This window comes from Tardiphaga sp. P4_G1 (assembly GCF_056401215.1).
In genome coordinates this window covers 631,785-656,637 of the sequence record NZ_JBFUJU010000001.1, presented here as the reverse complement: position 1 = coordinate 656,637, position 24,853 = coordinate 631,785, and the positions used below count along the sequence as shown (strand labels likewise).

At 61.6% G+C, this 24,853-nt stretch carries 23 protein-coding genes; 19 read left to right on the top strand and 4 right to left on the bottom strand.

Annotation, left to right across the window (positions count from 1 at the left end):
- The first annotated feature begins 209 nt into the window (after positions 1 to 209).
- Positions 210 to 1,562 carry a hypothetical protein gene (locus AC1DUY_RS03220; protein WP_120289948.1) on the top strand — a complete coding sequence of 451 codons (1,353 nt, stop codon included), beginning with the start codon at positions 210 to 212 and terminating at the stop codon, positions 1,560 to 1,562.
- A gap of 163 nt (positions 1,563 to 1,725) precedes the next feature.
- Here AC1DUY_RS03220 and queF read toward each other — a convergent pair whose 3' ends face one another.
- Positions 1,726 to 2,205 carry a preQ(1) synthase gene (gene queF, locus AC1DUY_RS03215; protein ID WP_089264508.1) on the bottom strand — a complete coding sequence of 160 codons (480 nt, stop codon included), beginning with the start codon at positions 2,203 to 2,205 and terminating at the stop codon, positions 1,726 to 1,728.
- Between the two features lie 128 nt (positions 2,206 to 2,333).
- On the opposite strand from queF, the gene eno reads away from it, so the two are divergent.
- Together eno and AC1DUY_RS03205 are read left to right on the top strand one after the other, a co-directional pair.
- A complete protein-coding gene (gene eno, locus AC1DUY_RS03210; protein WP_441229494.1) occupies positions 2,334 to 3,617 on the top strand; it encodes a phosphopyruvate hydratase in 1,284 nt (427 codons plus the stop codon).
- A 210-nt stretch (positions 3,618 to 3,827) separates the two neighbouring features.
- Positions 3,828 to 5,849, top strand: a complete 2,022-nt coding sequence (locus AC1DUY_RS03205) for a glycoside hydrolase family 113 (RefSeq protein ID WP_478112181.1) — start codon at positions 3,828 to 3,830, stop codon at positions 5,847 to 5,849.
- Between the two features lie 76 nt (positions 5,850 to 5,925).
- Here AC1DUY_RS03205 and AC1DUY_RS03200 read toward each other — a convergent pair whose 3' ends face one another.
- Positions 5,926 to 6,606, bottom strand: a complete 681-nt coding sequence (locus AC1DUY_RS03200; protein ID WP_089264505.1) for a hypothetical protein — start codon at positions 6,604 to 6,606, stop codon at positions 5,926 to 5,928.
- 215 nt (positions 6,607 to 6,821) lie between these two features.
- Here AC1DUY_RS03200 and AC1DUY_RS03195 point away from each other — a divergent pair, with 215 nt between their 5' ends.
- From AC1DUY_RS03195 to AC1DUY_RS03175, 5 genes are all read left to right on the top strand, one after another.
- On the top strand, positions 6,822 to 8,102 hold the full coding sequence (locus AC1DUY_RS03195) for a hypothetical protein (RefSeq protein WP_478112179.1): 1,281 nt from the start codon (positions 6,822 to 6,824) through the stop codon (positions 8,100 to 8,102).
- 18 nt (positions 8,103 to 8,120) lie between these two features.
- Positions 8,121 to 8,708 (top strand): protein-S-isoprenylcysteine O-methyltransferase, encoded by a 588-nt coding sequence (locus tag AC1DUY_RS03190; protein ID WP_478112177.1) that lies wholly within the window; start codon positions 8,121 to 8,123, stop codon positions 8,706 to 8,708.
- A gap of 40 nt (positions 8,709 to 8,748) precedes the next feature.
- Positions 8,749 to 9,885: a zinc-binding dehydrogenase gene (locus AC1DUY_RS03185; protein ID WP_478112175.1), complete on the top strand. Its 1,137-nt coding sequence runs from the start codon at positions 8,749 to 8,751 to the stop codon at positions 9,883 to 9,885.
- Positions 9,882 to 11,123, top strand: coding sequence for an MFS transporter (locus tag AC1DUY_RS03180; protein WP_478112173.1), 1,242 nt, complete (start codon positions 9,882 to 9,884; stop codon positions 11,121 to 11,123). The genes AC1DUY_RS03185 and AC1DUY_RS03180 overlap by 4 nt, the downstream gene beginning before the upstream one ends.
- A gap of 74 nt (positions 11,124 to 11,197) precedes the next feature.
- Positions 11,198 to 12,196, top strand: a complete 999-nt coding sequence (locus tag AC1DUY_RS03175) for a GNAT family N-acetyltransferase (RefSeq protein ID WP_478112171.1) — start codon at positions 11,198 to 11,200, stop codon at positions 12,194 to 12,196.
- Between the two features lie 66 nt (positions 12,197 to 12,262).
- Here AC1DUY_RS03175 and AC1DUY_RS03170 read toward each other — a convergent pair whose 3' ends face one another.
- Complete coding sequence (locus tag AC1DUY_RS03170) at positions 12,263 to 14,023, bottom strand: caspase family protein (RefSeq protein WP_478112169.1); 1,761 nt, start codon at positions 14,021 to 14,023, stop codon at positions 12,263 to 12,265.
- A gap of 324 nt (positions 14,024 to 14,347) precedes the next feature.
- Between AC1DUY_RS03170 and AC1DUY_RS03165 the strand changes: the two genes are divergently transcribed.
- From AC1DUY_RS03165 to AC1DUY_RS03115, 11 genes are all read left to right on the top strand, one after another.
- Positions 14,348 to 14,902: an NADPH-dependent FMN reductase gene (locus tag AC1DUY_RS03165; protein WP_478112167.1), complete on the top strand. Its 555-nt coding sequence runs from the start codon at positions 14,348 to 14,350 to the stop codon at positions 14,900 to 14,902.
- Between the two features lie 67 nt (positions 14,903 to 14,969).
- Positions 14,970 to 15,287 carry an FtsB family cell division protein gene (locus tag AC1DUY_RS03160; protein ID WP_439093284.1) on the top strand — a complete coding sequence of 106 codons (318 nt, stop codon included), beginning with the start codon at positions 14,970 to 14,972 and terminating at the stop codon, positions 15,285 to 15,287.
- A 286-nt stretch (positions 15,288 to 15,573) separates the two neighbouring features.
- The gene (gene pdhA, locus AC1DUY_RS03155; RefSeq protein ID WP_478112165.1) at positions 15,574 to 16,605 is read left to right on the top strand and encodes a pyruvate dehydrogenase (acetyl-transferring) E1 component subunit alpha; all 1,032 of its coding nucleotides are present in this window, start codon (positions 15,574 to 15,576) and stop codon (positions 16,603 to 16,605) included.
- 32 nt (positions 16,606 to 16,637) lie between these two features.
- On the top strand, positions 16,638 to 18,038 hold the full coding sequence (locus tag AC1DUY_RS03150; protein WP_478112163.1) for a pyruvate dehydrogenase complex E1 component subunit beta: 1,401 nt from the start codon (positions 16,638 to 16,640) through the stop codon (positions 18,036 to 18,038).
- A gap of 3 nt (positions 18,039 to 18,041) precedes the next feature.
- Complete coding sequence (locus AC1DUY_RS03145) at positions 18,042 to 18,347, top strand: DUF5076 domain-containing protein (RefSeq protein ID WP_068730814.1); 306 nt, start codon at positions 18,042 to 18,044, stop codon at positions 18,345 to 18,347.
- A gap of 2 nt (positions 18,348 to 18,349) precedes the next feature.
- Entirely contained in the window at positions 18,350 to 19,717 is a 1,368-nt protein-coding gene (locus tag AC1DUY_RS03140) for a pyruvate dehydrogenase complex dihydrolipoamide acetyltransferase (RefSeq protein ID WP_478112160.1), read from the top strand.
- 77 nt (positions 19,718 to 19,794) lie between these two features.
- On the top strand, positions 19,795 to 20,217 hold the full coding sequence (locus AC1DUY_RS03135; RefSeq protein ID WP_478112158.1) for an endonuclease domain-containing protein: 423 nt from the start codon (positions 19,795 to 19,797) through the stop codon (positions 20,215 to 20,217).
- Between the two features lie 3 nt (positions 20,218 to 20,220).
- Complete coding sequence (gene lpdA / locus AC1DUY_RS03130; RefSeq protein WP_092142492.1) at positions 20,221 to 21,642, top strand: dihydrolipoyl dehydrogenase; 1,422 nt, start codon at positions 20,221 to 20,223, stop codon at positions 21,640 to 21,642.
- Between the two features lie 163 nt (positions 21,643 to 21,805).
- On the top strand, positions 21,806 to 22,051 hold the full coding sequence (locus tag AC1DUY_RS03125; protein WP_478112156.1) for a hypothetical protein: 246 nt from the start codon (positions 21,806 to 21,808) through the stop codon (positions 22,049 to 22,051).
- Between the two features lie 289 nt (positions 22,052 to 22,340).
- On the top strand, positions 22,341 to 23,021 hold the full coding sequence (locus AC1DUY_RS03120; RefSeq protein ID WP_478112154.1) for a hypothetical protein: 681 nt from the start codon (positions 22,341 to 22,343) through the stop codon (positions 23,019 to 23,021).
- A complete protein-coding gene (locus AC1DUY_RS03115; RefSeq protein WP_478112152.1) occupies positions 23,008 to 23,820 on the top strand; it encodes a tetratricopeptide repeat protein in 813 nt (270 codons plus the stop codon). Before AC1DUY_RS03120 ends, AC1DUY_RS03115 begins: the two co-directional genes overlap by 14 nt.
- Before the next feature lie 223 nt (positions 23,821 to 24,043).
- Here the strand turns inward: AC1DUY_RS03115 and xth are convergent, their stop codons facing one another.
- Positions 24,044 to 24,835: an exodeoxyribonuclease III gene (xth, locus tag AC1DUY_RS03110; RefSeq protein ID WP_478112150.1), complete on the bottom strand. Its 792-nt coding sequence runs from the start codon at positions 24,833 to 24,835 to the stop codon at positions 24,044 to 24,046.
- Positions 24,836 to 24,853: the final 18 nt, after the last annotated feature.

The window sequence follows — 24,853 nt, the reverse complement described above, 5'->3', positions numbered from 1 at the left end:
CCATTTGATACGGAGCAGGCCTTGTGTGCTGCGCGGCCGGTAGAAATGCTGCAGTGATCTTTCAAAGATAGCCGAGAACGCGGAGTTTGTAGCATCTCGTTACCTCTTTCGAGGATGCTGCGCGCTATGGGGGCGTATCAATTAAAAGATGTGTATATAAGAAAAACAATCTAAGATAATTTAGTGATTTCCAAAGCAGGAGGGTCAGAATGGTGGTGATGGGGCCGACTGGTGGAGGGAGACGTGCGCGTGTAGATAATGCCGCACAAGCCTTAGCGGAAGACAGTGCTTACCTAGAGATCGTCGATCTCGATGCCGAAGAACATCGGCTTTCAGCTGAGTTTGCCGAGCATTTCGTTTTCACAACGATCGACTACGATACGCTGTCGTTGAGCACGCCAATTTTGACCGCGCGTCGAGCGATCCGCTTCGAGGACGTTTGTGAGGAATACTCTACGCTGTGGGCCGAGATGGCCATTCGCAAAGAGCGATTGGGATCGGCGGCCGCTATCGCGCGCCGGATCGTGGCGAATAAGGAGCGTTACCGTCAGGTTGAGGACCTCAGCCGAGTTCCTTGGTATGTGGTCGCTGTCATTCATAGCCTCGAGGCAAGCCTCAATTTTCGCGGACACCTGCACAACGGTGACCCGCTTGATGCGCGCACTGTTCACGTCCCCGCTGGACGACCGAGAAATGGCTCGCCGCCGTTTGATTGGGTGGATAGCGCAGTCGATGCTTTGAACTATGACGGGATCACAGGCAACGCGGACTGGTCCATCGAGCGCATTGCCTATCTTCTGGAGAGCTTCAATGGTTGGGGCTATCGAAGTCATCATCCGGAAGTCAAATCGCCATACCTGTGGAGTTTCAGCAATCAGTACTCACGCGGAAAGTATGTAGCCGACGGAAAGTGGTCTGCCGACGCTGTTAGCGGGCAGTGTGGTGCGATGGTCATTCTCCGTGTTCTCGTTGATACCGGAGAAATTCGTTTGCAGCACGGTGTAGTGGAGCGCCCGGCTACCGCGCGGGAAGGCGGGACGGATTTCGAAACCCTGAACGCCGATGCATCGGGTGTGCTGCGCGAAGAATCGCGCAGTCTTGTTGCTAGCTTTACGGAGATAGTATCAGATGCGGTGCGCATACCGCAATTGATACGACAAGGAAGTACGGCAGAGGGGCTGAAGGCCGCAAGGTTAGAGGCCGCGAGGAATCTGAGAGAGTATCCTCACAACGGCTGTGCCGCGCATTTGAGTGCATTGCTTCGTCAGTCCGGAATCGATATCGCGATGACACTGGGCGCCGGGAGTCTGGCACGCAAGCTTGCGCAACGCGGTTGGTCGAAAATCTCAGTTGGAAATCAAAGAGCCGGCGATGTTGGCGTTACCTTCGACCTCGATCCGACGCCTCCCGGAGCAGATCATATTTATCTGGTCGTCGGGACGCGCGGCGACGATGAGATGCAGATTGCCGACAATCAGAGAATGTCAGACTCGCCGCATGAAAGATATGCGAGCGGTCGTGGCGGAAAAACACCAACGGAGTATTTCTTGAGGGCAGAGTGATTGCGAAGAGGTGCGACCGCGACGCACTGCATGACGCGAGGCCGAGTGGAGAACGGCCGGTGGGCTTGGGATGCATCCGGCTGTAGGCTACCATTGATCGTGCAGGCAGCTCGATCGCAACAGCCCGTCGCTGGATTGGGGTGAGCTGAAACGCCCGCCCCGCTCATCCCCGCCCGCGATACGGAGCGACGCCTTGCTCGGGGACCCAGACGCCCTTGGGCAGCGTTCCGGTCTGCCAGAACACGTCGATGGGGATGCCGCCGCGCGGATACCAGTAGCCGCCGATACGCAGCCATTTCGGCTTGATGGCGGAGGCGACGCGCTTGCCGATCTCCACGGTGCAATCCTCATGGAAGGCGCCGTGATTGCGGAATGAGGCCAGGTACAACTTGAGCGACTTCGACTCGACCAGCCATTGGCCGGGCACATAGTCGATCATCAGATGGGCGAAATCCGGCTGGCCGGTGATCGGGCACAGCGAGGTGAATTCCGGCGCCGTGAAGCGCACCACGTAATTGGTGTCCTTCTGCGGGTTCGGCACCCGGTCGAGTTTGGCCTGCTCCGGGGAGGTCGGCCATTCCACGGCGCGGCCGAGCTGCAAGTCGTCAGGCAATTTCGGGGATTTGCGGGGTGTTTTTGACATAAATATCTCCGTTATGGCGGTTCATAGCCAATCCCGGGCCAGTCGTCACGTCAGGCGGGGTTTTCCCGCCGGGAGGCTTGCTGTAGAAGCGGCGCCAACGACCCACCCCCAGCACAAAGAGGGCATTCATGACCGCCATCGTCGACATCATCGGCCGCGAAATTCTCGATAGCCGCGGCAATCCCACGGTTGAAGTCGACGTCGTCCTCGAAGACGGGTCGATGGGCCGCGCCGCGGTTCCGTCGGGGGCCTCCACCGGCGCCCATGAGGCGGTCGAGCTGCGCGACGGCGACAAGTCCCGCTATCTCGGCAAGGGCGTGCAGAAAGCGGTCGATGCCGTCAATGGCGAGATCTTCGACGCCATCGGCGGCATGGACGTGGAGAACCAGGTCCAGCTCGACGAGATCATGATCGAGCTCGACGGCACCCCGAACAAGTCGCGCCTCGGCGCCAATGCGATCCTCGGCGTCTCGCTGGCCGCCGCCAAAGCGGCTGCGGAATCCTTCGATATGCCGCTGTATCGCTATGTCGGCGGGACCTCGGCCCGCACGCTGCCGGTGCCGATGATGAACATCATCAATGGCGGCATGCATGCCGACAATCCGATCGACTTCCAGGAATTCATGATCATGCCGGTGGGCGCGTCGACCTTCGCCGAAGGCCTGCGCTGCGGCGCCGAGATCTTCCACACGCTGAAGGGCGAGCTGAAGAAGGCCGGCCACAACACCAATGTCGGTGACGAAGGCGGCTTCGCACCCAATATCGGTTCGGCCGAAGCGGCGCTGGACTTTGTGATGGCCGCCATCACCAAGGCTGGCTACAGCGCCGGCAAGGACGTGATGCTGGCGATGGATTGCGCCGCCACCGAATTCTTCAAGGACGGCGCTTACGTCTATGGCGGCGAGAACAAGACCCGCAACATCTCCGAGCAGGCCAAGTATCTCGCCCAGCTCGTCGCCAACTATCCGATCGTCTCCATCGAGGACGGCATGTCGGAAGACGATATGGACGGCTGGAAGCAGCTCACCGACCTGATCGGTTCGAAGTGCCAGCTGGTCGGCGATGATCTGTTCGTCACCAATGTCACGCGTCTTGCCGACGGCATCAAGAATGGCCGCGCCAATTCGATCCTGATCAAGGTCAACCAGATCGGCTCGCTGACCGAAACGTTGTGCGCCGTCGAGATGGCCTACAAGGCTGGCTATACCGCGGTGATGTCGCACCGTTCGGGTGAGACTGAAGATTCCACGATTGCCGATCTCGCCGTCGCCACCAATTGCGGACAGATCAAGACCGGCTCGCTGGCACGCGCGGATCGTACCGCCAAATACAATCAGTTGCTGCGCATCGAGCAGCAGCTCGGCACCCAGGCTAAATATGCCGGCAAGGCCGCACTGAAAGCTCTCGCGTAAAGCGCAAGCGCGGCTTTCGGCCGAGCAAGAAACTACGCGATCAACGCCGTTCGCTGAAATAGCGGGCGGCGTTTTTCATTGAAGGACCCTGACCGTGTAAGCCTACAACGAGGTTCAATTTGTAGACGTCATCATGATACCCCATTGCGGTCGCGAAGGTATCACGTTGCGGGTTCAGCCTTCTCCAGACAATGCCGATGGAGAGCGCGAATGCCCAACATCTTTAAGGTCCAAGGTTTCGGTGCACTGTCGGAGTGGAACGGACAGTTCTCCAGTGCGTCAGCCGATCAGGCGTTTCAGGCCATGGCGTCACTGGGATCGAATTCGATCGCGCTGACGACGCGGATATGGACCGACAGCCGTACGGGCAATGACGTGCTCGCCGTGCCGGCCAAGACCGAAAGCGATGCAAGCCTGCTCGCTGGCTTTCAGAAGGCCCATGCCGCCGGGCTGGATGTTGTCTTCAAGCCCGGCATCACAGGTCTCGACGGCACGATCTCGCACAGTCTGGCGCCGTCGGACGTCGATGCCTTCTTCGCGTCCTACAAGGCCGAGATCGTTCACCTGGCTGAAATTGCAGAGCAGGGCGATGTCGCCAGTTTCGCCATCGGCAATGAGATGAGCAGCCTTTCGGGCGATGCCTATCGCAGCTACTGGGTTGATATCATCTCGGCCGTGCGCGGCGTCTATCATGGCGAAGTCACTTACGCGGCGGCAACCGACGAAGCATCCAAGGTCAGCTTCTGGGACCAGGTCGATACGATCGGCATCAACGCCTATCCACCCTTGACGGCCAGCACGACGCCGACGGTGGACGATCTCGTGCACGCGTGGAACGAGGTGCCGTACAATCCGTATTACGCCAAGGCCTTCGGCTATCAGTCGCCCGTCGATTTCTTTCATTCGCTGTCGATGGATTACGGCAAGCCGGTGCTGATGACTGAGGTCGGTTATCGCAGCATCGACGGTACGGCTATCAATCCGGGCGGTGGATCATCCAAGGCGCCTGCGGATCTCGCCGAACAGGCCGATGCCTATAATGCCTTCTTTCAAGTCTGGAGCGCGCATGGCGGCAGCTGGCTGAAAGGCGCCGAGTTCTGGCAGTGGGACCTCAACAACTTCTATTCCGAGACCGGCTATTCGGTCATGGACAAGCCGGCGCAGGATGTGGTGGCGCAATATTTCCATGGGACAGGGGTAACGCCGGGCGTCACCATCACGGGCTCGTCGATTGGCGACACGATCGATCTCGGAGGCGGCAACGACGTCATCTTCGGCGGGCTCGGTCATGACGAGATCTATGGCGGTGCCGGGAACGATACGATTGTCGCTGGTCCCGGCGTTGCGGGCAAGCTCACGAGTACCACCATCACGCTGACGGGTTATGGCTCCGTCGTGAACGGAATCGGCGCGCAGGCGCAGGTTCTGGTCAATGGCCAGCCGGTTTCGGGCGTGCTTGAATTCACGCCCGCGAGCGATCCGTCGGGCTACCAGACCTACACGGTCACTTTCGACAATCCCGCCAGCATCGTCAGTGTCGCGATCAATCTCGCAAATTCCGAGCCCGGGCGCGCGCTGCATTTCAAGGACATTGCCATCAATGGCGTCGATCTGGTGCCGGCCGACGGCACCAATGCCAGTTCACCCGGCTCGTTCGATCTCTATGTCCGCAGCATCCAATTCGACACGGCCAAGCATCAGGACTGGTTCTTCGGTGCCTCAAGCGACAACGATGTCGTCCGCGGTGGAGATGGCGATGACTACATTGCTGGCGGGATCGGCAACGACATCATCAATGGCGGCAACGGCACCGACACCGCGGTATTCTCCGGCAATGTGGCCGACTACAGCATCACTCGCAGTGGCGTTCAGACGATCGTCACTGACAGCGTCGCTGGCCGCGACGGCACTGACTATCTCACCAATACGGAGTTTCTGAAATTCGCAAATGCCAGTATTGCCGTCGATACGCTCGGCCAAGCACTTGCAAGCAGCACTGGCAGTGAGAACTTTGCTTTCAGCCCGACGTCCGGCCACACGACGTCCGCGCACACGGAGGTGCAGAATAGTGCGCAGGGCGAGGGCGCTGCGGAAGTCGCTCTTGCTCAGGTCCTGACGGCGTCCAGCCATCCCGTTGCGGCCGCGCCGGCACCGGACGACGCTCTCGGCACACACGATGCCGCGCTCGCGCCGGTGACGCCTCCGTCACATCATGACGTGCTGATCGTCTGAGGATTCCGGATGGCCAAAACAATTCAGCCGAGGTGACGATCACCTCGGCTGAATGCGTTTCGATATTGGCTGCGTATTATTGCGGAGCAGCCGAGACCTGTGCAGGCTTCGGCGCCGCCGGCTTGCGGCGAATACCGCCACCGGTCACGGCCATGACACGGGCAATGGCCTGACGCTGCAGGCTGTCGTCCTTGTCGATCGAGAAGTGGTTGGTGGTGGCGTTCTCGTTGACGTTCGCAAGCTTGCCCTTGAAGCGAGGATCCGCAGACACCGCGCGCCCCCAGCCGGCAGGTACGTAATAGTTCACGATCTGCTTCACATTGTTGGGGACGGCATCGGGCGCCACCGGATCGAAGTTCACGATCAGCGCCACCGGGATGTTATACTGCGCGAGCTTGCGGGCAATCGAGATGGTCACGTCGGCACCGGCCGAGTGGCCCATCAGGATGATCGGTTCGCGGTTACCGGCCTTGTACCGGGCGATCATGTCGTCTGCCTGGCCGCTCCACAGCGTGTGATTGCTGACCGAGGAGGCGACGCCGGCAGCTTCGAGCTTGTAGGCGATCTGATCCATGCCGAGCGAGAACACGTTCATGAGGCCACGATAGAGATAGACATGGCCGGGGCGACGGCCGGGCGCCGCATCGGCATCCCCGGAACTCGCGAGTGAGGCCACAAAGAGCGACGACAGAATCAGCAAAACGGCCGCTGGAGAGGTCCACGACGGCCGTTTGAAGCCCTTGAGAGCAATCGACATAGTGCTTTCTTTCTTCGAAAAAACCCGCGACATGTTCAGACATAAGACCCTGCCGTCAATCACAGTCCTGCCTCGATTCCCGGAATTGTGATGAAGGGGGTTGCGAAAGAGCGGCTGTGTGACCTGAGGGCGACAAAATCCCGCCTGACGCTTCCGTTTTGAGCACGGGCAGGTTTGTCGGCGCAGGCGAATTTGCTATGCACCGGATCAGAACGGTGCGTGATGCACTCGGGAGCGAACGGACGATGATCGCGCGGCGACATGTCTTCCACATTGGCGGCTACGACCCGATTCTGCCGGACACGCAGCTCGAGCGGTTCCGCCGTTCGCTGTCGAGTTTCGAGAAGACGTGGAGCGTGTCCGCGAAGGCGTCTGGCGTGCTTGACGCTACGGATGTGAGCGCATCCTGGCGGGCCGAGACCTCCGGACCTAACTGGAAGACCGAAACCACCTACGAGATGCTGCGCTGGGATGACCTGATCCTGCAGGATCACACCCGAAGCATGCTGTCGCGATTGGGCGCCGCCTTCGTTACGCTGGGCGACTGGCTGGTGACGGGAACCCTGTTCCGCTTCTTCTATGCGAGCTGGAAATATGCCGGCTTCTTCCTGTTCTCCTATCTGTGGATCGCGGGCTTTGCTGCATCTGGCGCAGCAGTAGGCTATGGGCTGACCTGGCTGCTTGGCATGAATGGTGCCGCCGCATGGATCGCCGGCGCGATTGTCGCTGCGGCCGTCTTCACAGCGCTGTTGCACCATTACGGCTGGCGGAAGCCGATCAATCATGTGTTCGACGACTGGATTTTCTCGCGACAGTATGTTCATGGCCAGCGCCCGAAGATGACGGCGCGCGTCGATGAATTCGCCAGGGTAATCGTGGCCCGCGCGCAGAAGGCCGATGTCGACGAGATCGTCATCGTCGGGCATTGCCTTGGTGCGGCATTGGTGATGGAGGCGGTGGCCCGCGCACTCGCGCTCGACCCGGATCTCACCAAACACGGCCCGACCATTTGTGTGATGACGGTGAGCGCGACCATCCCGAAATTCGCGTTGCATCCGGCCGGCAAGAGTGTACGCACGGCAACGCGCCTCGTCGCCAACACGCCGGCGATCCGCTGGACCGAATATCACGCCCGCGACGACGTCATCAGTTTCTATCGCTTCGATCCTGTGACCTTGAAGCGCCGCAGCCGCGATCGCGACGAGGGCAGGCCGAACATCCGCCGCGTCCAGATGCATGCCATGATGGGCATGGAGCAGTTCAAGCGCTATCGCTTCAGCTTCATGCGCATCCATTATCAGATGGTGATGGGCAATCAGTGCCGTGCGCCCTACGACTATTGCATGGTGATCTGCGGTCCTCTGCCGTTCGACGAGATCACCGCGGGCGAAGGCGGCCTCAAACGCTTCAGTGCGGATGGCGCGCTGCTGGACATGCCGCTGTCCAAGATCACATCCTCTCAATCGCAAGCCGGGGCATCCGTGAATGCCGCATGATGGCCTGATCGGACGACAATGACCGCGTCACTTCTTGGAACATATATCTGGGCGATCGGTCTGATCGCCTGGTTCATCATTCGCTACCCCTATGCGCGCAAGGCCCGCCGCACGGCGACGCTGCGTGCGGTCGGCTGGAGCCGTGAACGCATCCTGCTGGCGATCGCCACCATCGGCCTGTTCGTGGTACCGCTGATCTGGCTGGTGACCGGCTGGCCGGCCGCGCTGAACTATCAGCTGAATTATGTGGCGGTCGTGGTTGGCGGCGCGCTCTATGTGCTGTCGCTCTGGCTGTTTCGCCGCTCACACAAGGATCTCGGCCGGCAGTGGTCGGCCAGTCTGGAAATCCGCGAGGCTCACCAGATCGTGCGTGCCGGCGTCTATCGCAGCATCCGCCATCCGATGTATGCCTCGTTCTGGTTGTGGGCATTGGCGCAGGCATTCCTGCTGCCGAATGCCATGGCCGCGCTGGGCGGGCTGGTCGCGATCGCGATCCTGTTCTTCACCCGCATCGACTATGAAGAGCGGATGCTGATCGAGGCATTCGGCGACGACTACCGGGCCTATATGCGCGAGACCAAGCGCATCATTCCGGGCATCTACTGACGCGGCACCAGACCGCCGGACATATTGAGGGGGAACGACCATGACTGACATCACATCCGGACTTGAACTGCGCTCGCTCATCAAGAGCAGCGGCGAACTGGAAATCTCGCTGCAGCAGGTGGCGATCCCGGCGCCGGGTCCCGACGAGGTCGTGGTGCGCATCGAGGCTGCGCCGATCAACCCGTCGGATCTCGGTCTCCTGCTCGGCGCGGCCGATCCGGCGAGTGCGAAAATTTCAGGCTCTGGCGCGTCCTCGGTGGTTACCGCGACCGTCCCGCAGGCCAACATGAAGGCGATGGGCGGCCGTCTCGACGAGTCGATGGCGGTCGGCAATGAAGGCGCCGGCACGGTGGTGAAGGCCGGATCGTCCGAGGCCGCGCAGGCGCTGCTCGGCAAGACCGTCGCGCTGATCGGCGGCGCGATGTATGCGCAGTATCGCGTCATCAAGGCCAAGGAATGCCTGCCGCTGCCCGAGGGCACGACGGCCACCGAGGGCGCATCCTGCTTTGTCAATCCGCTGACCTCGCTCGGCATGGTCGAGACCATGAAGCGGGAAGGGCACACGGCGCTGGTGCATACGGCCGCCGCGTCCAATCTCGGCCAGATGCTCAACAAGATCTGCCAGAAGGACGGCATCGATCTCGTCAACATCGTTCGCAGCGAGGAGCAGGAGAAACTGCTGCGCGGCATCGGCGCGAAATATGTCTGCAACTCGACGTCGCCGACCTTCATGGAAGATCTGACAGCCGCATTGATTGCCACCAATGCCACGCTGGCCTTCGACGCCACCGGTGGCGGCAAGCTGCAGGGCCAGATCCTGCAGGCGATGGAAGTCGCCGCCATCAAGGCGATGAAGGTCTACAGCCGCTATGGCTCGACGACCCACAAGCAGGTTTACGTCTATGGCCGGCTGGATCTGCGCCCGATCGAATTCGTCCCGGCAGGCATGGCCTGGGGCATGGGCGGCTGGCTGCTGTTCCCGTTCCTGCAGAAGATCGGCGCGGCCGATGCCGCCAGGCTCCGTGCCCGCGTGGTCGCCGAACTCAAGACCACCTTCGCCAGTCACTACACCAAGGTGATTTCGCTCGAAGGCGTGTTGCAGCTCGACAATCTCCGGGCCTATGCGAAACGCGCCACCGGCGAGAAATATCTGATCAATCCGAATATGCCGGGATGACACTCGCCGATCAGTCTGCCGGCGTGGTCACGGATGGCGCGCGGCTTTTGCTGCGCCATCCGCCGTATCTGTACTACATGGTGTCGCGCAGCTTCTCGCGCTTCGCGTCGCAGATTGCCGCTGTCGCGGTCGGTTGGCAGATCTATGATCTGACCGGCAGCGCGTTCCAGCTCGGCATGGTCGGCCTCGCGCAATTCGTGCCGATGCTGGCGCTGGTCTTCGTCGCCGGCCATATCGCCGACCGCTACGACCGCCGCCGCGTGGTGCAGATCTGCCAGACGCTGCAGGGGCTGACAGCGATCCTGCTCGCCTGGGGCACCTATGCCGGTTGGATTACGGTGCCGCAGATTTTCGTGGCGCTGGTGGTGATCGGCGCGGCGACGGCCTTCGAGGCGCCGGCCGGCTCGGCGCTGCTGCCCGGCGTTGTACCGGAAGGTCGCCTGCAAAAAGCGACGGCACTTTCCACCGGCGTGTTTCAGGTGGCGATGATTTGCGGCCCCGCGCTCGGCGGCATCGCGTACGCGCTGTCGCCGTCGACGCCCTATGTGCTGATGGCGGCATTCTGGCTGATCGGCGGTCTGCTCAACAGCGCCATCAAACTGGCGAGCGAGGTGGCGGTGAAGGATCCGCCGTCGCTGCGGACTTTGTTTGCCGGCGTCGGCTTCGTGCGCAGCAATCCGGCGATCCTCGGCACCATTTCGCTCGATCTGTTCGCGGTGCTGCTCGGCGGCGCCACCGCGCTTCTCCCGATCTACGCGCGCGACATTCTGCAGACTGGTCCGTGGGGTCTCGGCCTCATGCGCGCCGCCCCTGCAGTTGGTGCACTGCTGACGACTGTGGTGCTCACGCGCTACTCGATCAATCGCCGGGTGGGCATGCGGATGTTCCAGGCCGTCATCATTTTCGGCCTTGCGACAGCGGTGTTCGCGGTGTCACAATGGCTGTGGTTGTCGGTCGCTGCGCTCGCGGTACTTGGCGCGGCCGATACGGTTAGCGTGGTGATCCGCTTCTCGCTGGTGCAGCTCGCGACCCCGGACGACATGCGCGGCCGGGTCGGTGCAGTGAACTACCTGTTCATCAATACCTCGAACCAGCTCGGCCAGTTCGAGAGCGGCGTCACCGCGGCGCTGTTCGGCACTGTGCCTGCCGCGCTGATCGGCGGCCTCGGTACCGTCGCCATCGCGCTACTGTGGATGAGGCTGTTCCCGACATTGCGCAATGTCGAACGGCTGGAGTAGGGGCGGTTATCGCTCCGCCAGCGTGCAAGTACTTTTGCCTCGCCGCGTAAAGATAGCGATGCTACTTCTGGGGCATGATCAGGAGCATTCAGCTGCGGCAAGGTTCGGCGGAGAACTTTGATTTCGCCCTAGAACTCTACATGTCCGCGATGCGCCCCGTCACGGAAGCGTTGATGGTGTGGGACGAACGGAAGCAGCGCGACAGTTTCGCAGCGCAGTGGAAGGTCGAGGAGGTGCGGATCGTTGCGGTCGACGGGATCGAGGCGGGCTGGCTTCAGGTTTCGGAGACCGCTACCGAAATACGCCTGCAGCAGTTCTTTATTTCTCCTGGGTACCAGCGGGCAGGTATTGGAACGGAAATCTTGAGCAACCTGCTCACGACTTGGCGCGCGGCAGCAAAGCCGATCGCGCTCATGGTGCTGAAGAACAACCCGGCTCGAAGTCTCTACGAGCGCTTCGCATTCGCGGTGACGGGCGAAGCAGGCGTCAAATTCGAGATGAAGCGCGCAGTGCAACTGCCGCCGATACCAACCCTGGAAACCGAACGCCTCGTCCTCCGGCCGCTGGAGGAGCGTGATGCGCCGGCCATCCAGCGGCTGTTTCCGCAATGGGAAATCGTGCGCTGGCTCTCGGCCTATATTCCCTGGCCGTTTCCCGCCGATGGCGCGCGCACTAATATGGCCGAGACCCTGGACAAGCTCAGGCGCGGCGAGAAGTACTTCTGGGCCATCACGTTGAAGGACTCCGATGAGCTGCGCGGCCGGATCGATCTCTGGCCGTTCGATGGCGAGACCCGTGACATGCGCGGTTTCTGGCTCGATCCGGAGTTGCAGGGCCGCGGCCTGATGACGGAGGCCGCCAACGCGGTTACGGCCTACGCTCTCGAAGAACTGAAGTGGCCATTCCTGTACCTGACCAACGCCGTGGCCAACCGCGCATCCGCCCGCGTGAAGGAGAAGCAGGGCGCCATCGAAATTGCACGCGAGCCATTCGCCTACGTCTCCGGGGAAGGCATTCGGCAAATCTGGCTGCTCACCCGCGAGGCCTGGCTCGGGCGGGAAGCCGACCGGTGACGCGACCATGGACTCCGAAGCCCGCGACCTGCGATTACGCGCTGAACCGACGACGGCCGGCACGGCCTAGTTGCATACTTCCACATTGGTCAGGCCGATGCGCATGTCACGCGACACCAGACGGCAACCCGGACGCACCGGCCGGCAGCCGCCGCTGTCGCAGACGATCTGGCCGGACGGCTGCGCGCGCGGCGCGCGGGCCTGAACCTGAGGGCGATCAAGCTCATCGCGCTCAAGACGTTCGCGTTGCGGCGCGTTGCGTTTGGCCTGGTTGCGGCTGCGCTTTTGCTCACATTCGTTGTCATCGTTCAGGAACGTGCCGGCGCGGCATACGATTTTCACGCAGCGGTCGCCGTCCGCCTCTGAACCATGCGCACAGACCAGCGGGCAGACCCGTGCAGACTTGGCCTTGATCGCCTCGAGCGCATCGGTGCTGGCCGCCTTGGCATCGAACTTGGTCGAGGCGTAGCGATTGAAGCGCTCGAGCGACTTGCGGGAAGCCACAGTCCATGAGTTGTCGACTGATCCCTGCAGGCAGCCCACCCGCTGAAGCTCGACCTGGACCTGACGGGGTAGATCGGCTGGTGCGGGTGTTCGGGACACATCGGCTGTGGGGGAAGGGAGTGTCGCCAACTGCGGTCCGGCGGCAGGCGTGTCCGGCTTGCCGGCATCGACCTTGGCTTCGGCTGCCGCACGGACGCGCTCGCCGGCGGCGGCGCGTTCTTGCTCGGCGGTCTTGAGTTTCTCGGCGGCGATCCGGGCATCCTCGGCGGTCTTGGCATCGGCCGCTGCCTTGGTCTGTTCGGCCTTCCTGGCGCCTTCGGCAGCCAGACGGGCTTTCTCTTCAACGGCGAGGCGGGCTTTCTCCGCAGCAGCGGTATGGGCGTCCTCGGCTGCGAGCTTCGCGAGTTGGGATTTTGCCAGCGACGCATAGAAGCCGTCGGGGTGCTGGGTCAGGAACGCGTTCCAGCCGTCTCTGGTCGCAAGCTGCAAAGCCAGCTCGTAGTCACGGCGGGTTTCGGCCTGGACACCGACGGCGGGCGACGTGGCGACGGCAGCCACCGGGACCAGCGGCACGTCGTCGCCGCCGAGCGAACCGTAGACATACGGTTCCTGGCGGTTGCTGGTGTTCTTCATGACGTCGTCGCGGACGAAGCCGAAGGCCTTGCGGAGGTCGAGGCCAGGCGTCGCGATGTGGCGGACGAGCGCGGCCGTGAAGGGGCTGTTCTTGCTGTCGCCGTCCAGCGCCGTCGAGCCGGCCTTGGCCGAATAGGCGATCAGTGTGTTGGGGCTGGCCGGCTCCACCTTGGCGAGGCCGCGGGTGATCGCCCGGGATGCCGTGGTGCGCTTCATGTTCTTGACGAAGGGGTTGTCGCGGCAGGCATCGAGGATCACCAGCCGCAGCTTCCTGGCCGGCTCGATGGTCACGAGGATGCGCTCCAGCGAGAACGCCTCGTCATAGACGTCGGTGTCGCGTTCCAGCAGTGCGTCGGTCGGAATCAGGTAGTTGGTGCCATCGACCTCGATGCCGTGGCCGGCGAAATAGACCAGAGCAACGTCCGCATCGCGCGCCTTGTCCGCGAAATCGCGCAAGGCCCGGCGCATCTCGGTCGCCTTCAGATCCCGTCGGGCTTCGACAATGTCGAAATTCGCGGTCTTCAAGGTCTCGGTCATCGCCGCGGCGTCGTTGACCGGATTGGCGAGCTTGACCACGTTCTGGTAGGCCGAGTTGCCGATCACCAGTGCGACGCGTTTGTCGGCGAAGGCCGACTGACTGAGCAAGCTCAAGGCGAAGACTACGGAAGCCACAAGACCAAGGTTGCGCATCGGAAGCCCCGCATATTGCGACGGTCGCATTTGAGCAGCCTGACCAGACGTCGCCTATCAGTCGGGACTGGCGTGCGTGGTTGTCTCACGTGGTCTGTCGCGCAGTACTCTCCGCAGGTTCGATCGCAGCGGCGCTGCGCGCGTCATCCATTTGAGCGATATTAGCATAACGAAGATGTGTTTGGGCGGGCGAGGCGGACGTGCCGGTCTGGCCCGATTGCGGCAGTCAAAAGCAATCCATGCACTTGCATCTTTTGTCGGGATGGGTGACAGGTTCCAGATGCGCTCCGCGCTTTTTGGAAGCAGTTATTCAGGGGATATCTCATGGCCACCTACAGCGTTGCCGTCATTGTCGGCAGCCTCCGCAAACAGTCATTCTCGCTCAAGGTTGCGAATGCATTCGCCAAGCTGGCGCCGCCGTCGCTGAAGCTGAACGTCATCACGCTGCACGACCTGTCATTCTTCAATCAGGACCTGGAAGCCACGCCGCCGGCCGACTGGGTCAAGTTCCGTGACACCATTCACGCCTCCGACGCTGTGATCTTTGTTACGCCGGAATACAACCGCGGCACCTCTGGCGTGCTCAAGAACGCCATCGACGTCGGCTCCCGTCCGTTCGGCAAGAGCTGCTTCCTCGGCAAGCCGATTGGCATCGTCGGCAACGCGCCGGGCCCCGGCGGCGGCGTTTCCGCCGTCATGAACCTGCGCCAGGTCCTGCCGGGCATCGTTGGCCCGATCATGGGGCAGCCTGAGATTTACCTCAACGCGATCGCCGACGCGTTCGACGACAAGGGCGAGATCGTCAAGGAATCCATCCGTCCGGTGCTGCAGGCCTATATCGACGCCTTCGCCGCCTGGGTCGAAAAGCTGAAGAAATAAGCCGCGCAAATTCAGGTTGCGGCCCGGTTGTTAGGTTCGCCTTAACCGGGCCGTCGCATTTTCAGGCATGGTCAAGCATACCCGCCTCAAATCGGTCCTCACCGGGCTCGTGCTCTATGCACTGGCTGCGATGATGATCAGCTATTTCGGGGTCAATGCCTATACCGGCAAATACGGTCTCAACGCGCGGCAGGAGCTCGATCAGGAGATTGTCGCGCTGACCTCTGAACTGGTGCAGTTGAAGAAGGAACGCACCAAGGCCGAGCAGCGCGTGGCGCTGCTGCGATCTGCCGGACTCGATCCCGACATGCTCGACGAGCGCGCGCGCTACCAGCTCGACTACGCGCATCCGCGCGACCTCGTGAAGGTCATCAAGCCAAACTGAGATTTATTCTTCAGCTTGCTTCAGCACGGCGAGTCGTCCTCGCGTGAAGCAACACAGCTTTGCATCAAAGCTATGGATCGCTCGCGCCTGTGCGTCGTGACGATGACATGACCACTATGCGCGCTTCCATTCCTCAAATTACAAAACCGCTCCAATTCGATTTCGAAAGTTTCACGCCTTCGCTGCAGTGCGAAACAACAGTGTGGCATTCCGCGCGACGCAATCCCTTTCATGGCGCAAGCACTTGGAGTAGGAAGGGCCATTCACTCTCGCATCCGGAATTTTCATGGCCGCACCGAAGAAAAGCGTCGCTCCCGCAGGGCAGGCAACGAGCAATGGCGCAACCCCGTCATCGCCGCCAGATTTCACCCGCGATCAGGAGATGCACGCGCTTCGCGACATGCTGCTGATCCGACGCTTCGAGGAGAAGGCTGGCCAGCTCTACGGCATGGGCGCGATCGGCGGTTTCTGCCATCTCTATATCGGCCAGGAAGCCATCGTCGTTGGGATGCAGATGGCATTGAAGGACGGCGATCAGGTCATCACCGGCTATCGCGACCACGGCCACATGCTGGCTTGCGGCATGGACGCCAAGGGCGTCATGGCCGAGCTGACGGGACGCAGGGGCGGCTACTCCAAGGGCAAGGGTGGCTCCATGCACATGTTCAGCCGCGAGAAGAACTTCTACGGCGGCCATGGCATCGTCGGCGCGCAGGTGTCGCTCGGAACGGGTCTCGCTTTCGCCAACCGTTATCGCGGCAATGATCTCGTCAGCCTCGCTTACTTCGGCGACGGTGCGTCGAACCAGGGCCAGGTCTATGAGAGCTTCAACATGGCCGAGCTGTGGAAGCTTCCGGTGATCTACATCATCGAGAACAACCGCTACGCCATGGGTACCTCGGTGACGCGCTCCTCGGCTCAGACCGATTTCTCCAAGCGCGGCATCTCCTTCAACATTCCGGGTGAGCAGGTCGACGGCATGGATGTCCGCGCCGTGAAGGCCGCCGGTGACCGCGCGGTCGCCTGGTGCCGCGCCGGCAAGGGTCCGTTCATTCTGGAAATGCAGACCTATCGCTATCGCGGCCACTCGATGTCCGATCCGGCCAAGTATCGCACCCGCGAGGAAGTGGACAAGGTTCGCCATGATCAGGACCCGATCGAGCAGGTGCGCAACCGTCTGCTGGCCGCTGATGTGACCGAGCAGGACCTCAAGGCGATCGATGCCGAGGTGCGTGACATCGTCAACGCGTCGGCGGATTTCGCGCAGCAGGATCCTGAGCCCGATGCATCCGAACTTTACACCGATGTGTACCGCTAAGCGCGCGGCTTAAAGACCGATCTGGAGTTATAATGGCCATTCAAGTTCTGATGCCCGCGCTGTCCCCGACCATGGAGAAGGGCAACCTCTCCAAATGGCTCAAAAAGGAAGGCGACACGATCAAGTCCGGCGATGTGATCGCTGAAATCGAAACCGACAAAGCGACGATGGAAGTCGAAGCGACCGATGAAGGAACGCTCGGCAAGATACTGATCCCGGAAGGGACCAACGACGTTGCGGTCAACACGCCGATCGCGACCATCCTCGCCGACGGCGAAGATGCATCCGCTGCAGCGAGCGCACCGGCCCCCGCGAAGCAGGAGAAGGCCGCAGAATCCGCGCCGCCTGCCGCGGAAGCCAAATCCGCTCCGGCTCCGAAGGAAGAGGCTACAGCGCCAGCAGCTCCGACGGCTTCGATCCAGCTCGATCCCGAAATTCCTGAAGGCACCGAGATGGTGACCATGACCATCCGCGAAGCGCTGCGCGACGCGATGGCAGAGGAAATGCGCCGGGATGAAGACGTCTTCATCATGGGCGAGGAAGTCGCCGAATATCAGGGCGCGTACAAAGTCACCCAGAACCTGCTGCAGGAATTCGGCGCACGCCGTGTCATCGACACGCCGATCACCGAGCACGGTTTCGCCGGCGTTGGCGTCGGCGCGGCGATGTCCGGCCTGAAGCCGATCGTCGAATTCATGACCTTCAACTTCGCCATGCAGGCGATCGACCAGATCATCAACTCCGCCGCCAAGACGCTCTACATGTCCGGTGGCCAGATGACCTGTCAGATCGTGTTTCGCGGCCCGAACGGCGCTGCGGCGCGCGTTGGCGCCCAGCATAGCCAGGACTACTCGGCCTGGTATTCGCAGATCCCCGGCTTGAAGGTCGTCGCACCCTATAGCGCTGCCGACTACAAGGGCTTGCTCAAGGCTGCTATCCGCGATCCGAACCCGGTGATCTTCCTCGAAAACGAAATGCTCTATGGGCATTCCGGCGAGGTGCCGAAGCTCGACGACTACATCGTCCCGATCGGCAAGGCCAAGGTCGCACGTGTCGGCAAGGATGTGACATTGATCTCGTGGTCGAACGGCATGACCTATGCCCTGAAGGCAGCCGAAGAACTCGCCAAGGAAGGCATCGAGGCGGAGGTCATCGACCTGCGCACGCTGCGTCCGCTCGACACCGACACCATCATCGAGTCCGTGAAGAAGACCTCACGCGCCGTGACGGTGGAAGAAGGCTGGCAGCAGTCGGGTGTGGGCGCCGAAATCGCCGCACGCATCATGGAGCACGCGTTCGACTATCTCGATGCGCCGGTGGCGCGTGTGTCGGGCAAGGACGTGCCGATGCCTTACGCCGCCAATCTTGAAAAGCTTGCGCTGCCGTCGGTCGCCGACGTCGTAGCTGCGGCCAAAGCCGTTTGCTATCGGTGAACCATGGCAGGTCCGAAGGAACAGCCATTGCCGCCGGATGTCATGGACCGCGAGGACGCCACCGAGGTGTTGCGCGCATTCGTGCTGGATGGCGGGCTGTCCATCGCCTTCATGCGTGCCTTCGAGGAGCCCGACATGTGGGGGCTCCTGCTGGTCGATATCGCGCGCCATGCCGCACGCGCCTATGCGCGTGAGGCCAACTATTCCGAGGACGAGGCGCTGAACCGCATCGTCGAAATGTTCGAAGCTGAAATCGCGCGTCCGACTGACATGGGCAACACCACGCCGCGGTCGCAACAAGGTCACTGACAATGCCAATCAACATTCTGATGCCTGCGCTGTCGCCCACCATGGAAAAGGGCAACCTTGCCAAGTGGCTCAAGAAGGAGGGCGACAAGGTCAAGTCTGGCGACGTGATCGCGGAGATCGAGACGGACAAGGCGACGATGGAAGTCGAAGCCGTCGACGAAGGCACCATCGCCAAGATCCTGGTGGCGGAAGGTACGCAGGATGTTGCTGTGAACGCCGTCATCGCGGTGCTCGCCGCCGACGGTGAGGACGTGAAGGCCGCGAGTTCGGGGGCAGGGGCTGACAAGCCGAAGCCCGCGCCTGCTGCCGAAGCTCCAGCGCCGAAGCCTGCAGCTGCTGCACCTGCGCCGGCTGCTGCTTCCGCAGCGAAAGCACCGGCAGCGGCCGCTACGCCAGCTCCGCAGCCAGCCGTCTCACAGAGCAATGGCGCGCGCGTATTCTCGTCACCGCTGGCGCGTCGTCTTGCCAAGGACGCCGGCATCGAACTCGGCCGTATCAACGGATCGGGTCCGCGTGGTCGCGTTGTGGCTGCAGACGTCGAGAAGGCGAAGTCTGGTGGCGGCCTGAAGGCATCAGCCGCGGCTGCCGGCGCTCCCGCAGGTGCAACTGGAGCGATCGGTGCGCCTGCAATGTCCGATCAGCAGATTCTCGGGCTGTACGAGCAGGGCGCTTACGAGAGCGTGCCGCATGACTCGATGCGCCGCACGATTGCGCAGCGTCTCACCGCCGCGACCAACTCGATGCCGACCTTCTATCTCACCGTCGACTGCGATCTCGGCAAGCTCTCCTCCGCGCGCGAGGAGATCAACGCTGCCGCCGGCAAGGACAAGGACGGCAAGCCGCTTTACAAGCTCTCGGTCAACGATTTCGTCATCAAGGCGATGGCCATCGCGCTGCAGAAGATTCCGGAAGCGAACGTGTCGTGGACGGAAGCAGCGATGCTCCGTCATAAGCATTCCGACATCGGCGTCGCGGTGGCGCTGCCGTTCGGTCTGATCACGCCGATCATTCGCCAGGCCGAGATCAAGTCCATTTCGGCAATCTCCAACGAGATGAAGGAACTTGCCGCGCGCGCCAAGGCCAAGAAGCTCAAGCCTAACGAATACCAGGGCGGCGCGTCATCCGTGTCCAATCTCGGCATGTTCGGCATCAAGGACTTCACGGCGGTGATCAATCCGCCGCAGTCGTCGATCCTTGCGGTTGGCACGGGCGAGGAACGGGCCGTGGTGCGCAATGGCCAGATCGTCGCTGCAACCATCATGAGCGTGACCCTGTCCTGCGACCACCGCGCCATTGACGGCGCGCTCGGCGCGGAACTGATCACGGCATTCAAGAAGTTGATCGAAAATCCGGTGATGATGGTGGTGTAGTAACGCAGTTCTTTCTTCCCTCTCCCCTTGTGGGAGAGGGTGGATCGACCGCGCAGCGGTCGAGACGGGTGAGGGGTATGCACCAGCCGGTGTCCTATCAGAAGCGCGCGTTCGCCAAATCGCTGCGAGCGAATGCGACCGAGACTGAAAAGACGCTGTGGCGCCTGCTGCGATCCCGTCGTCTGACAAATCTAAAATTTCGCCGGCAGGTGCCGATTGGTCCTTGGATCGCGGATTTCGTGTCGTTCGAACGTCGTTTGATCGTGGAAGCCGATGGCAGCCAGCATGCGGAGAGTACGAGAGACCAACAACGAGACCGAGATCTGAAGGAACGCGGATTTCGCACCCTGCGCTTCTGGAACAACGACATTCTGCAGCGCTCGGAAATGGTGCTCGAAGCCATTCTCGACGCTGCCCAGCATTACCCCTCACCCGTCTGCGCGCCTGACGGCGCGCATCCACCCWCTCCCACAAGGGGAGAGGGAAGAAAGAGCGAGTAACACATGGCTGATACATCCTTCGACGTCGTCGTCATCGGCTCCGGTCCCGGCGGCTATGTGACGGCCATTCGGGCCGCGCAGCTCGGCTTCAAGACAGCGATCGTCGAGAAGGCCTATCTCGGCGGCATCTGCAATAACTGGGGCTGTATCCCGACCAAGGCGCTGCTGCGCTCGGCGGAAATCTATCACTACATGCAGCATGCCAAGGATTATGGCCTGTCGGCGGACAACGTGACGTTCGACATCAAGGCCGTGATCGCGCGCTCGCGCGGCGTCGTGAAGCGCCTCAGCGGCGGCGTCGAATATCTGATGAACAAGAACAAGATCTCGATCATTTGGGGTGAAGCGACCCTGGATGCGCCGGGCAAGTTCACTGTCAAGAAGACGGAAGCCGCAGCACCCAAGGGCGCGCTCGGGGCAGGCAGCTATACTGCCAAGCATATCATCGTCGCCACAGGCGCTCGGCCGCGCGTGCTGCCGGGCCTCGAGCCCGACAAGAAGCTGGTCTGGACCTATTTCGAGGCGATGAACCCCGACAAGATGCCGAAGTCGCTGCTGGTGGTCGGCTCCGGCGCCATCGGCATCGAATTCGCGTCGTTCTACAAGACCATGGGCGCCGACGTGACTGTGGTCGAGGTGCTGCCGCAGATCCTGCCGGTGGAAGACGCCGAGATCGCCGGCTTCGCCCGCAAGCAGTTCGAGAAGCAGGGCATCAAGATCATGTCCGGCGCGAAGGTGACCAAGCTCGACAAGAAGTCGGATTCGGTCACCGTGACCATCGAAGATGGCAAGGGGGCTACCCAGCAACTCACCGTCGATCGCGTCATCTCGGCGGTCGGTGTGGTCGGCAATATCGAAGGCTTTGGCCTCGAGAAGCTCGGCGTGAAGACCGAGCGCGGCTGTATCGTGATCGACAAATACGGCAAGACCAATGTGCCCGGCATCTATGCCATCGGCGACGTCGCCGGTCCGCCGATGCTCGCCCACAAGGCCGAGCATGAGGGCGTGATCTGCGTCGAGGCGATCAAGGGGATGAACCCGCATGCAATGGACAAGTCGCTGATCCCGGGCTGCACCTATTGCCATCCGCAGGTGGCCTCGGTCGGTCTCACCGAAGCCAAGGCCAAGGAAGCCGGCAAGGACATCCGCGTCGGCCGCTTCCCCTTCGTCGCCAATGGCAAGGCCATCGCCCAGGGCGAGGACCAGGGCATGGTGAAGGTGATCTTCGACAAGAAGACTGGCCAGCTGCTCGGCGCCCATATGGTCGGCGCTGAGGTCGTCGAGATGATCCAGGGCTTTGTGGTCGCTATGAATCTGGAGACCACGGAAGAGGAACTCTTCCACACCATCTTCCCGCATCCGACCATCTCGGAGACGATGAAGGAAGCCGTGCTCGACGCCTATGGGCGCGTGCTGAATACGTAGTCGGAAGCATTTCCGATCGATAATTTTGATCGCCGCATCGTGAAGTTGCGGCGGGCTTACGTTCCGGTCTCCCGACGTTATCTGCCGTCAAGGTCAGACGCGAATGCGTCCAATGCGCAAAGTGCTGTCATTTCCGAGTGACGCTAAATTCAGGGAGCTTTTCATGAAAACAACGATCACCACTGCCGCGGCTTCGGCCCTCATTGCTCTGATAATGTCCGGTGCCGCCACTGCGTCAGAGCAGCGCTCTGCACACCGGCATGCTCAACCGCAGGCCGTCACAACCTATGGCGACTCACGCGATTCCTTCGCCTATTACCCGGGCTGGGGCCGTGATCCCGTGCTCGTCCGCGGTGTTTATCCCGGGCTGGTCTACGGTGGTGCCACCTCCGCGCCCGCCGGACGTTGAGATCGGCAACGGATGGAAAAGTCGGCCTTGCGCTGACTTTCCGGTAACGCGGCAGCGATTTTAGCCTCGCTCAAAAGGGTTGCCGGTGCGCCACAAATGTTGCTTGGTTGCCACAGTCCCCCAAGATTTAACCCTGTCGTGCTGTGGGTATTGTAACCGCCGCTATTTGGCCACACGCCTTCGTGAAATCATTTCTCACCAGCCAGAAGGCTGGAGCGCTTTGTTGATCGGCGGGATGTCAGTGGGATTGTCCCGGATCACCGAAGCGGCCTGAGAAACCAGGTTCGCGATGGACGCCAAGACGAACATCAAGTCGCGTTTGCCTAGCCGTCATATGACGGAGGGCCGGGAGCAGACGTTGTGTGGCGCCCTCCCGTCCGCGATGGGTCTGGCTATGCCGCAGAGCGAACGGCCCGCTGCCGGCCAAGTGCTGTGCGCGGAAGAATCTCGTGCTGTCGAAATCTTCAAAAAGACACCATATCGCACCGATTTGAAGCGGGTGAGCCGTTATGTCGCCAAAGACATATTGGAAGTTGCCGACACACCGTTGCTGAAGACGACATTGCTCGATCACAGCCGGTCGCGGGGAGCGTACCTCACTGCGACGGGGCGGATGATCGCGGAGAAAATGAAGCCCGTGACGCGGAATTCCCATCAGGACGTCATTCGTTCTGCCGACAAGCCGATCGCCATTGGCGGTTACGCAGTCGGATCGAAGGGGAATGTGGCTTTCGACATCGTCGATTCGGAAGACGGCGCTCCCGTCCGGGGTGGCGCCGTCGGGGGGGCCTTTAACGTAAAATTGACTGACAAAGAATTGGCCGCGCACCCGACCAAAGGGAAGCGTCGCGCGACTAACCATATGTCAGGGACGCTGTGGACATATGCCCGGCAGGTTGGATCGGCCATTGGTTGCGCTGTGACCCAAACCGGCCGGGCCCACGAGAAATACTGTTATGCGGATAGTTGAGCGTATCATTTTCGGCGTGTTTGCTTTGGGTGCCGCGTCCGTGGCCGCGCCGGCGTTTGCCTTTGATGGCGCGCCCGTTGGCAGCAGCGACGCAGCCCTGCCGGTTGTAACGACCATTCCCGGTGCTGCGCCGGTCTTGAAGAAGTCCGCCAAGCCCGATACCTCGCTGACCGCCCTTCAGTATGCCGCCGAAGGCGGTCATCCGATTGCCCAGTGGAAGCTCGGCCGGATGTATGCCGACGGTAACGGTGTGGCTCAGGACGATCTGCGCGCCTTCGAATATTTCAGCCGCATCGCCAATGCCCATGCCGAGGACTCGCCGTCCGCGCCGCAGGCGACCATCGTCGCCAACGCCTTCGTGGCGCTCGGTCGCTACTACCTCGACGGTATCCCGAATTCGAAGATCAAGGCCGACACTGAGCGTGCGCGCGAGATGTTCTCCTACGCCGCGTCCTACTTCGGCAATGCCGATGCCCAGTACGATCTGGCCCGGCTGTATCTGAAGGGCATAGGCACCCCGCGCGACACCAAATACGGTGCCCGTTGGCTGGGCCTTGCTGCGCAGAAGGGCCAGCACCAGGCGCAGGCGCTGCTCGGCCAGATGCTGTTCAACGGTGAATCGCTGCCACGGCAGATGGCGCGCGGCCTGATGTGGCTGACGCTGGCCCGCGACAATGCCGGCCCGGACGACACCTGGATCCGCGACAGCTACAACAAGGCCATCGCCAAGGCCTCCGAAGACGACCGCGCCATGGCGCTGCAGATGCTTGAACACTGGGTGTCGGGCAAGCGGGACTGAGGGTTGTCCCGGGTTAAGCGGCCGTTTCCGAGCGCGATTACCTCACACTCGACTGTCGTCACCTGGCTTGACCGGGTGACCCAGTAATCGCCAGCCTTCACTATTATCAACGAGTGCTCGCGTCAGGCGCCGTCTCGGAACATTGCCCCCGGGCGTTTGCTGGATCGCCCGGTCAAGCCGGGCGATCCAGTCTGTGTTTGGGGGGGCTTGGGCGACGCGGCCTCTACGCCGCTTCAAGATCCAGATCGACCCACACCGGCACGTGATCGCTCGGCTTCTCCCAGGCGCGCACATACTTGTCGATACCGACGTCGATGAGTTTGTCGCTCGCCTGCGGTGACAACAGCAGGTGGTCGATGCGGATGCCCCAGTTCTTCTGCCAGGCGCCGGCCTGATAGTCCCAGAATGTGTACTGGCCGGGCTCATCGGTGACGGCGCGCAGGGCGTCGGTCATGCCCAATCCCAGCAGGGTCTGGAAGCTCGCGCGGGTTTCGGGCTTGAACAGCGCGTCATTGATCCAGGCCGCCGGATTATAGGCGTCGGCCGCCGCCGGGATGACGTTGAAGTCGCCGGCGAGAATCAACGGCTCTTCCGTTTTCAGCCGCAGCTTCGTGAATTCCTGTAGTCGCGACATCCATTTCAGCTTGTAAGGATACTTCTCGGTATCGACCGGATTGCCGTTTGGCAGATACAAGCAGGCAACCCTGACCACCCCGGATTTCAGCGACACCACGCCCTCGATGAAACGGGCGTGGAGATCCTCATCATCGCCCGCCAGCTGGGGCGTGGCTTCCTCCAGCGGATATTTTGAGAGCAGGGCAACACCGTTGAAGGTCTTCTGGCCGTGAGTGACGACATTGTAGCCGAGCGCCTCGATGGCCTCCCGCGGAAATGCCTCATCGACGCATTTGATTTCCTGCAGGCAGACGATGTCCGGCGAGCAGTCGCGCAGCCAGGTCAGCAGATGGTCCAGCCGCTGGCGGACCGAATTCACATTCCAGGTGGCAATTCTCATCTGCTGGGATTCCGGTAA

Bases quoted from the DNA above. Each gene is read 5' to 3' on its own strand.
- AC1DUY_RS03220 (WP_120289948.1), top strand. From the start codon at position 210: ATGGTGGTGATGGGGCCGACTGGTGGAGGGAGACGTGCGCGTGTAGAT.
- queF (WP_089264508.1), bottom strand. From the start codon at position 2,205: ATGTCAAAAACACCCCGCAAATCCCCGAAATTGCCTGACGACTTGCAG.
- eno (WP_441229494.1), top strand. From the start codon at position 2,334: ATGACCGCCATCGTCGACATCATCGGCCGCGAAATTCTCGATAGCCGC.
- AC1DUY_RS03205 (WP_478112181.1), top strand. From the start codon at position 3,828: ATGCCCAACATCTTTAAGGTCCAAGGTTTCGGTGCACTGTCGGAGTGG.
- AC1DUY_RS03200 (WP_089264505.1), bottom strand. From the start codon at position 6,606: ATGTCGATTGCTCTCAAGGGCTTCAAACGGCCGTCGTGGACCTCTCCA.
- AC1DUY_RS03190 (WP_478112177.1), top strand. From the start codon at position 8,121: ATGACCGCGTCACTTCTTGGAACATATATCTGGGCGATCGGTCTGATC.
- AC1DUY_RS03185 (WP_478112175.1), top strand. From the start codon at position 8,749: ATGACTGACATCACATCCGGACTTGAACTGCGCTCGCTCATCAAGAGC.
- AC1DUY_RS03180 (WP_478112173.1), top strand. From the start codon at position 9,882: ATGACACTCGCCGATCAGTCTGCCGGCGTGGTCACGGATGGCGCGCGG.
- AC1DUY_RS03175 (WP_478112171.1), top strand. From the start codon at position 11,198: ATGATCAGGAGCATTCAGCTGCGGCAAGGTTCGGCGGAGAACTTTGAT.
- AC1DUY_RS03170 (WP_478112169.1), bottom strand. From the start codon at position 14,023: ATGCGCAACCTTGGTCTTGTGGCTTCCGTAGTCTTCGCCTTGAGCTTG.
- AC1DUY_RS03165 (WP_478112167.1), top strand. From the start codon at position 14,348: ATGGCCACCTACAGCGTTGCCGTCATTGTCGGCAGCCTCCGCAAACAG.
- AC1DUY_RS03160 (WP_439093284.1), top strand. From the start codon at position 14,970: ATGGTCAAGCATACCCGCCTCAAATCGGTCCTCACCGGGCTCGTGCTC.
- pdhA (WP_478112165.1), top strand. From the start codon at position 15,574: ATGGCCGCACCGAAGAAAAGCGTCGCTCCCGCAGGGCAGGCAACGAGC.
- AC1DUY_RS03150 (WP_478112163.1), top strand. From the start codon at position 16,638: ATGGCCATTCAAGTTCTGATGCCCGCGCTGTCCCCGACCATGGAGAAG.
- AC1DUY_RS03145 (WP_068730814.1), top strand. From the start codon at position 18,042: ATGGCAGGTCCGAAGGAACAGCCATTGCCGCCGGATGTCATGGACCGC.
- AC1DUY_RS03140 (WP_478112160.1), top strand. From the start codon at position 18,350: ATGCCAATCAACATTCTGATGCCTGCGCTGTCGCCCACCATGGAAAAG.
- lpdA (WP_092142492.1), top strand. From the start codon at position 20,221: ATGGCTGATACATCCTTCGACGTCGTCGTCATCGGCTCCGGTCCCGGC.
- AC1DUY_RS03125 (WP_478112156.1), top strand. From the start codon at position 21,806: ATGAAAACAACGATCACCACTGCCGCGGCTTCGGCCCTCATTGCTCTG.
- AC1DUY_RS03120 (WP_478112154.1), top strand. From the start codon at position 22,341: ATGGACGCCAAGACGAACATCAAGTCGCGTTTGCCTAGCCGTCATATG.
- AC1DUY_RS03115 (WP_478112152.1), top strand. From the start codon at position 23,008: ATGCGGATAGTTGAGCGTATCATTTTCGGCGTGTTTGCTTTGGGTGCC.
- xth (WP_478112150.1), bottom strand. From the start codon at position 24,835: ATGAGAATTGCCACCTGGAATGTGAATTCGGTCCGCCAGCGGCTGGAC.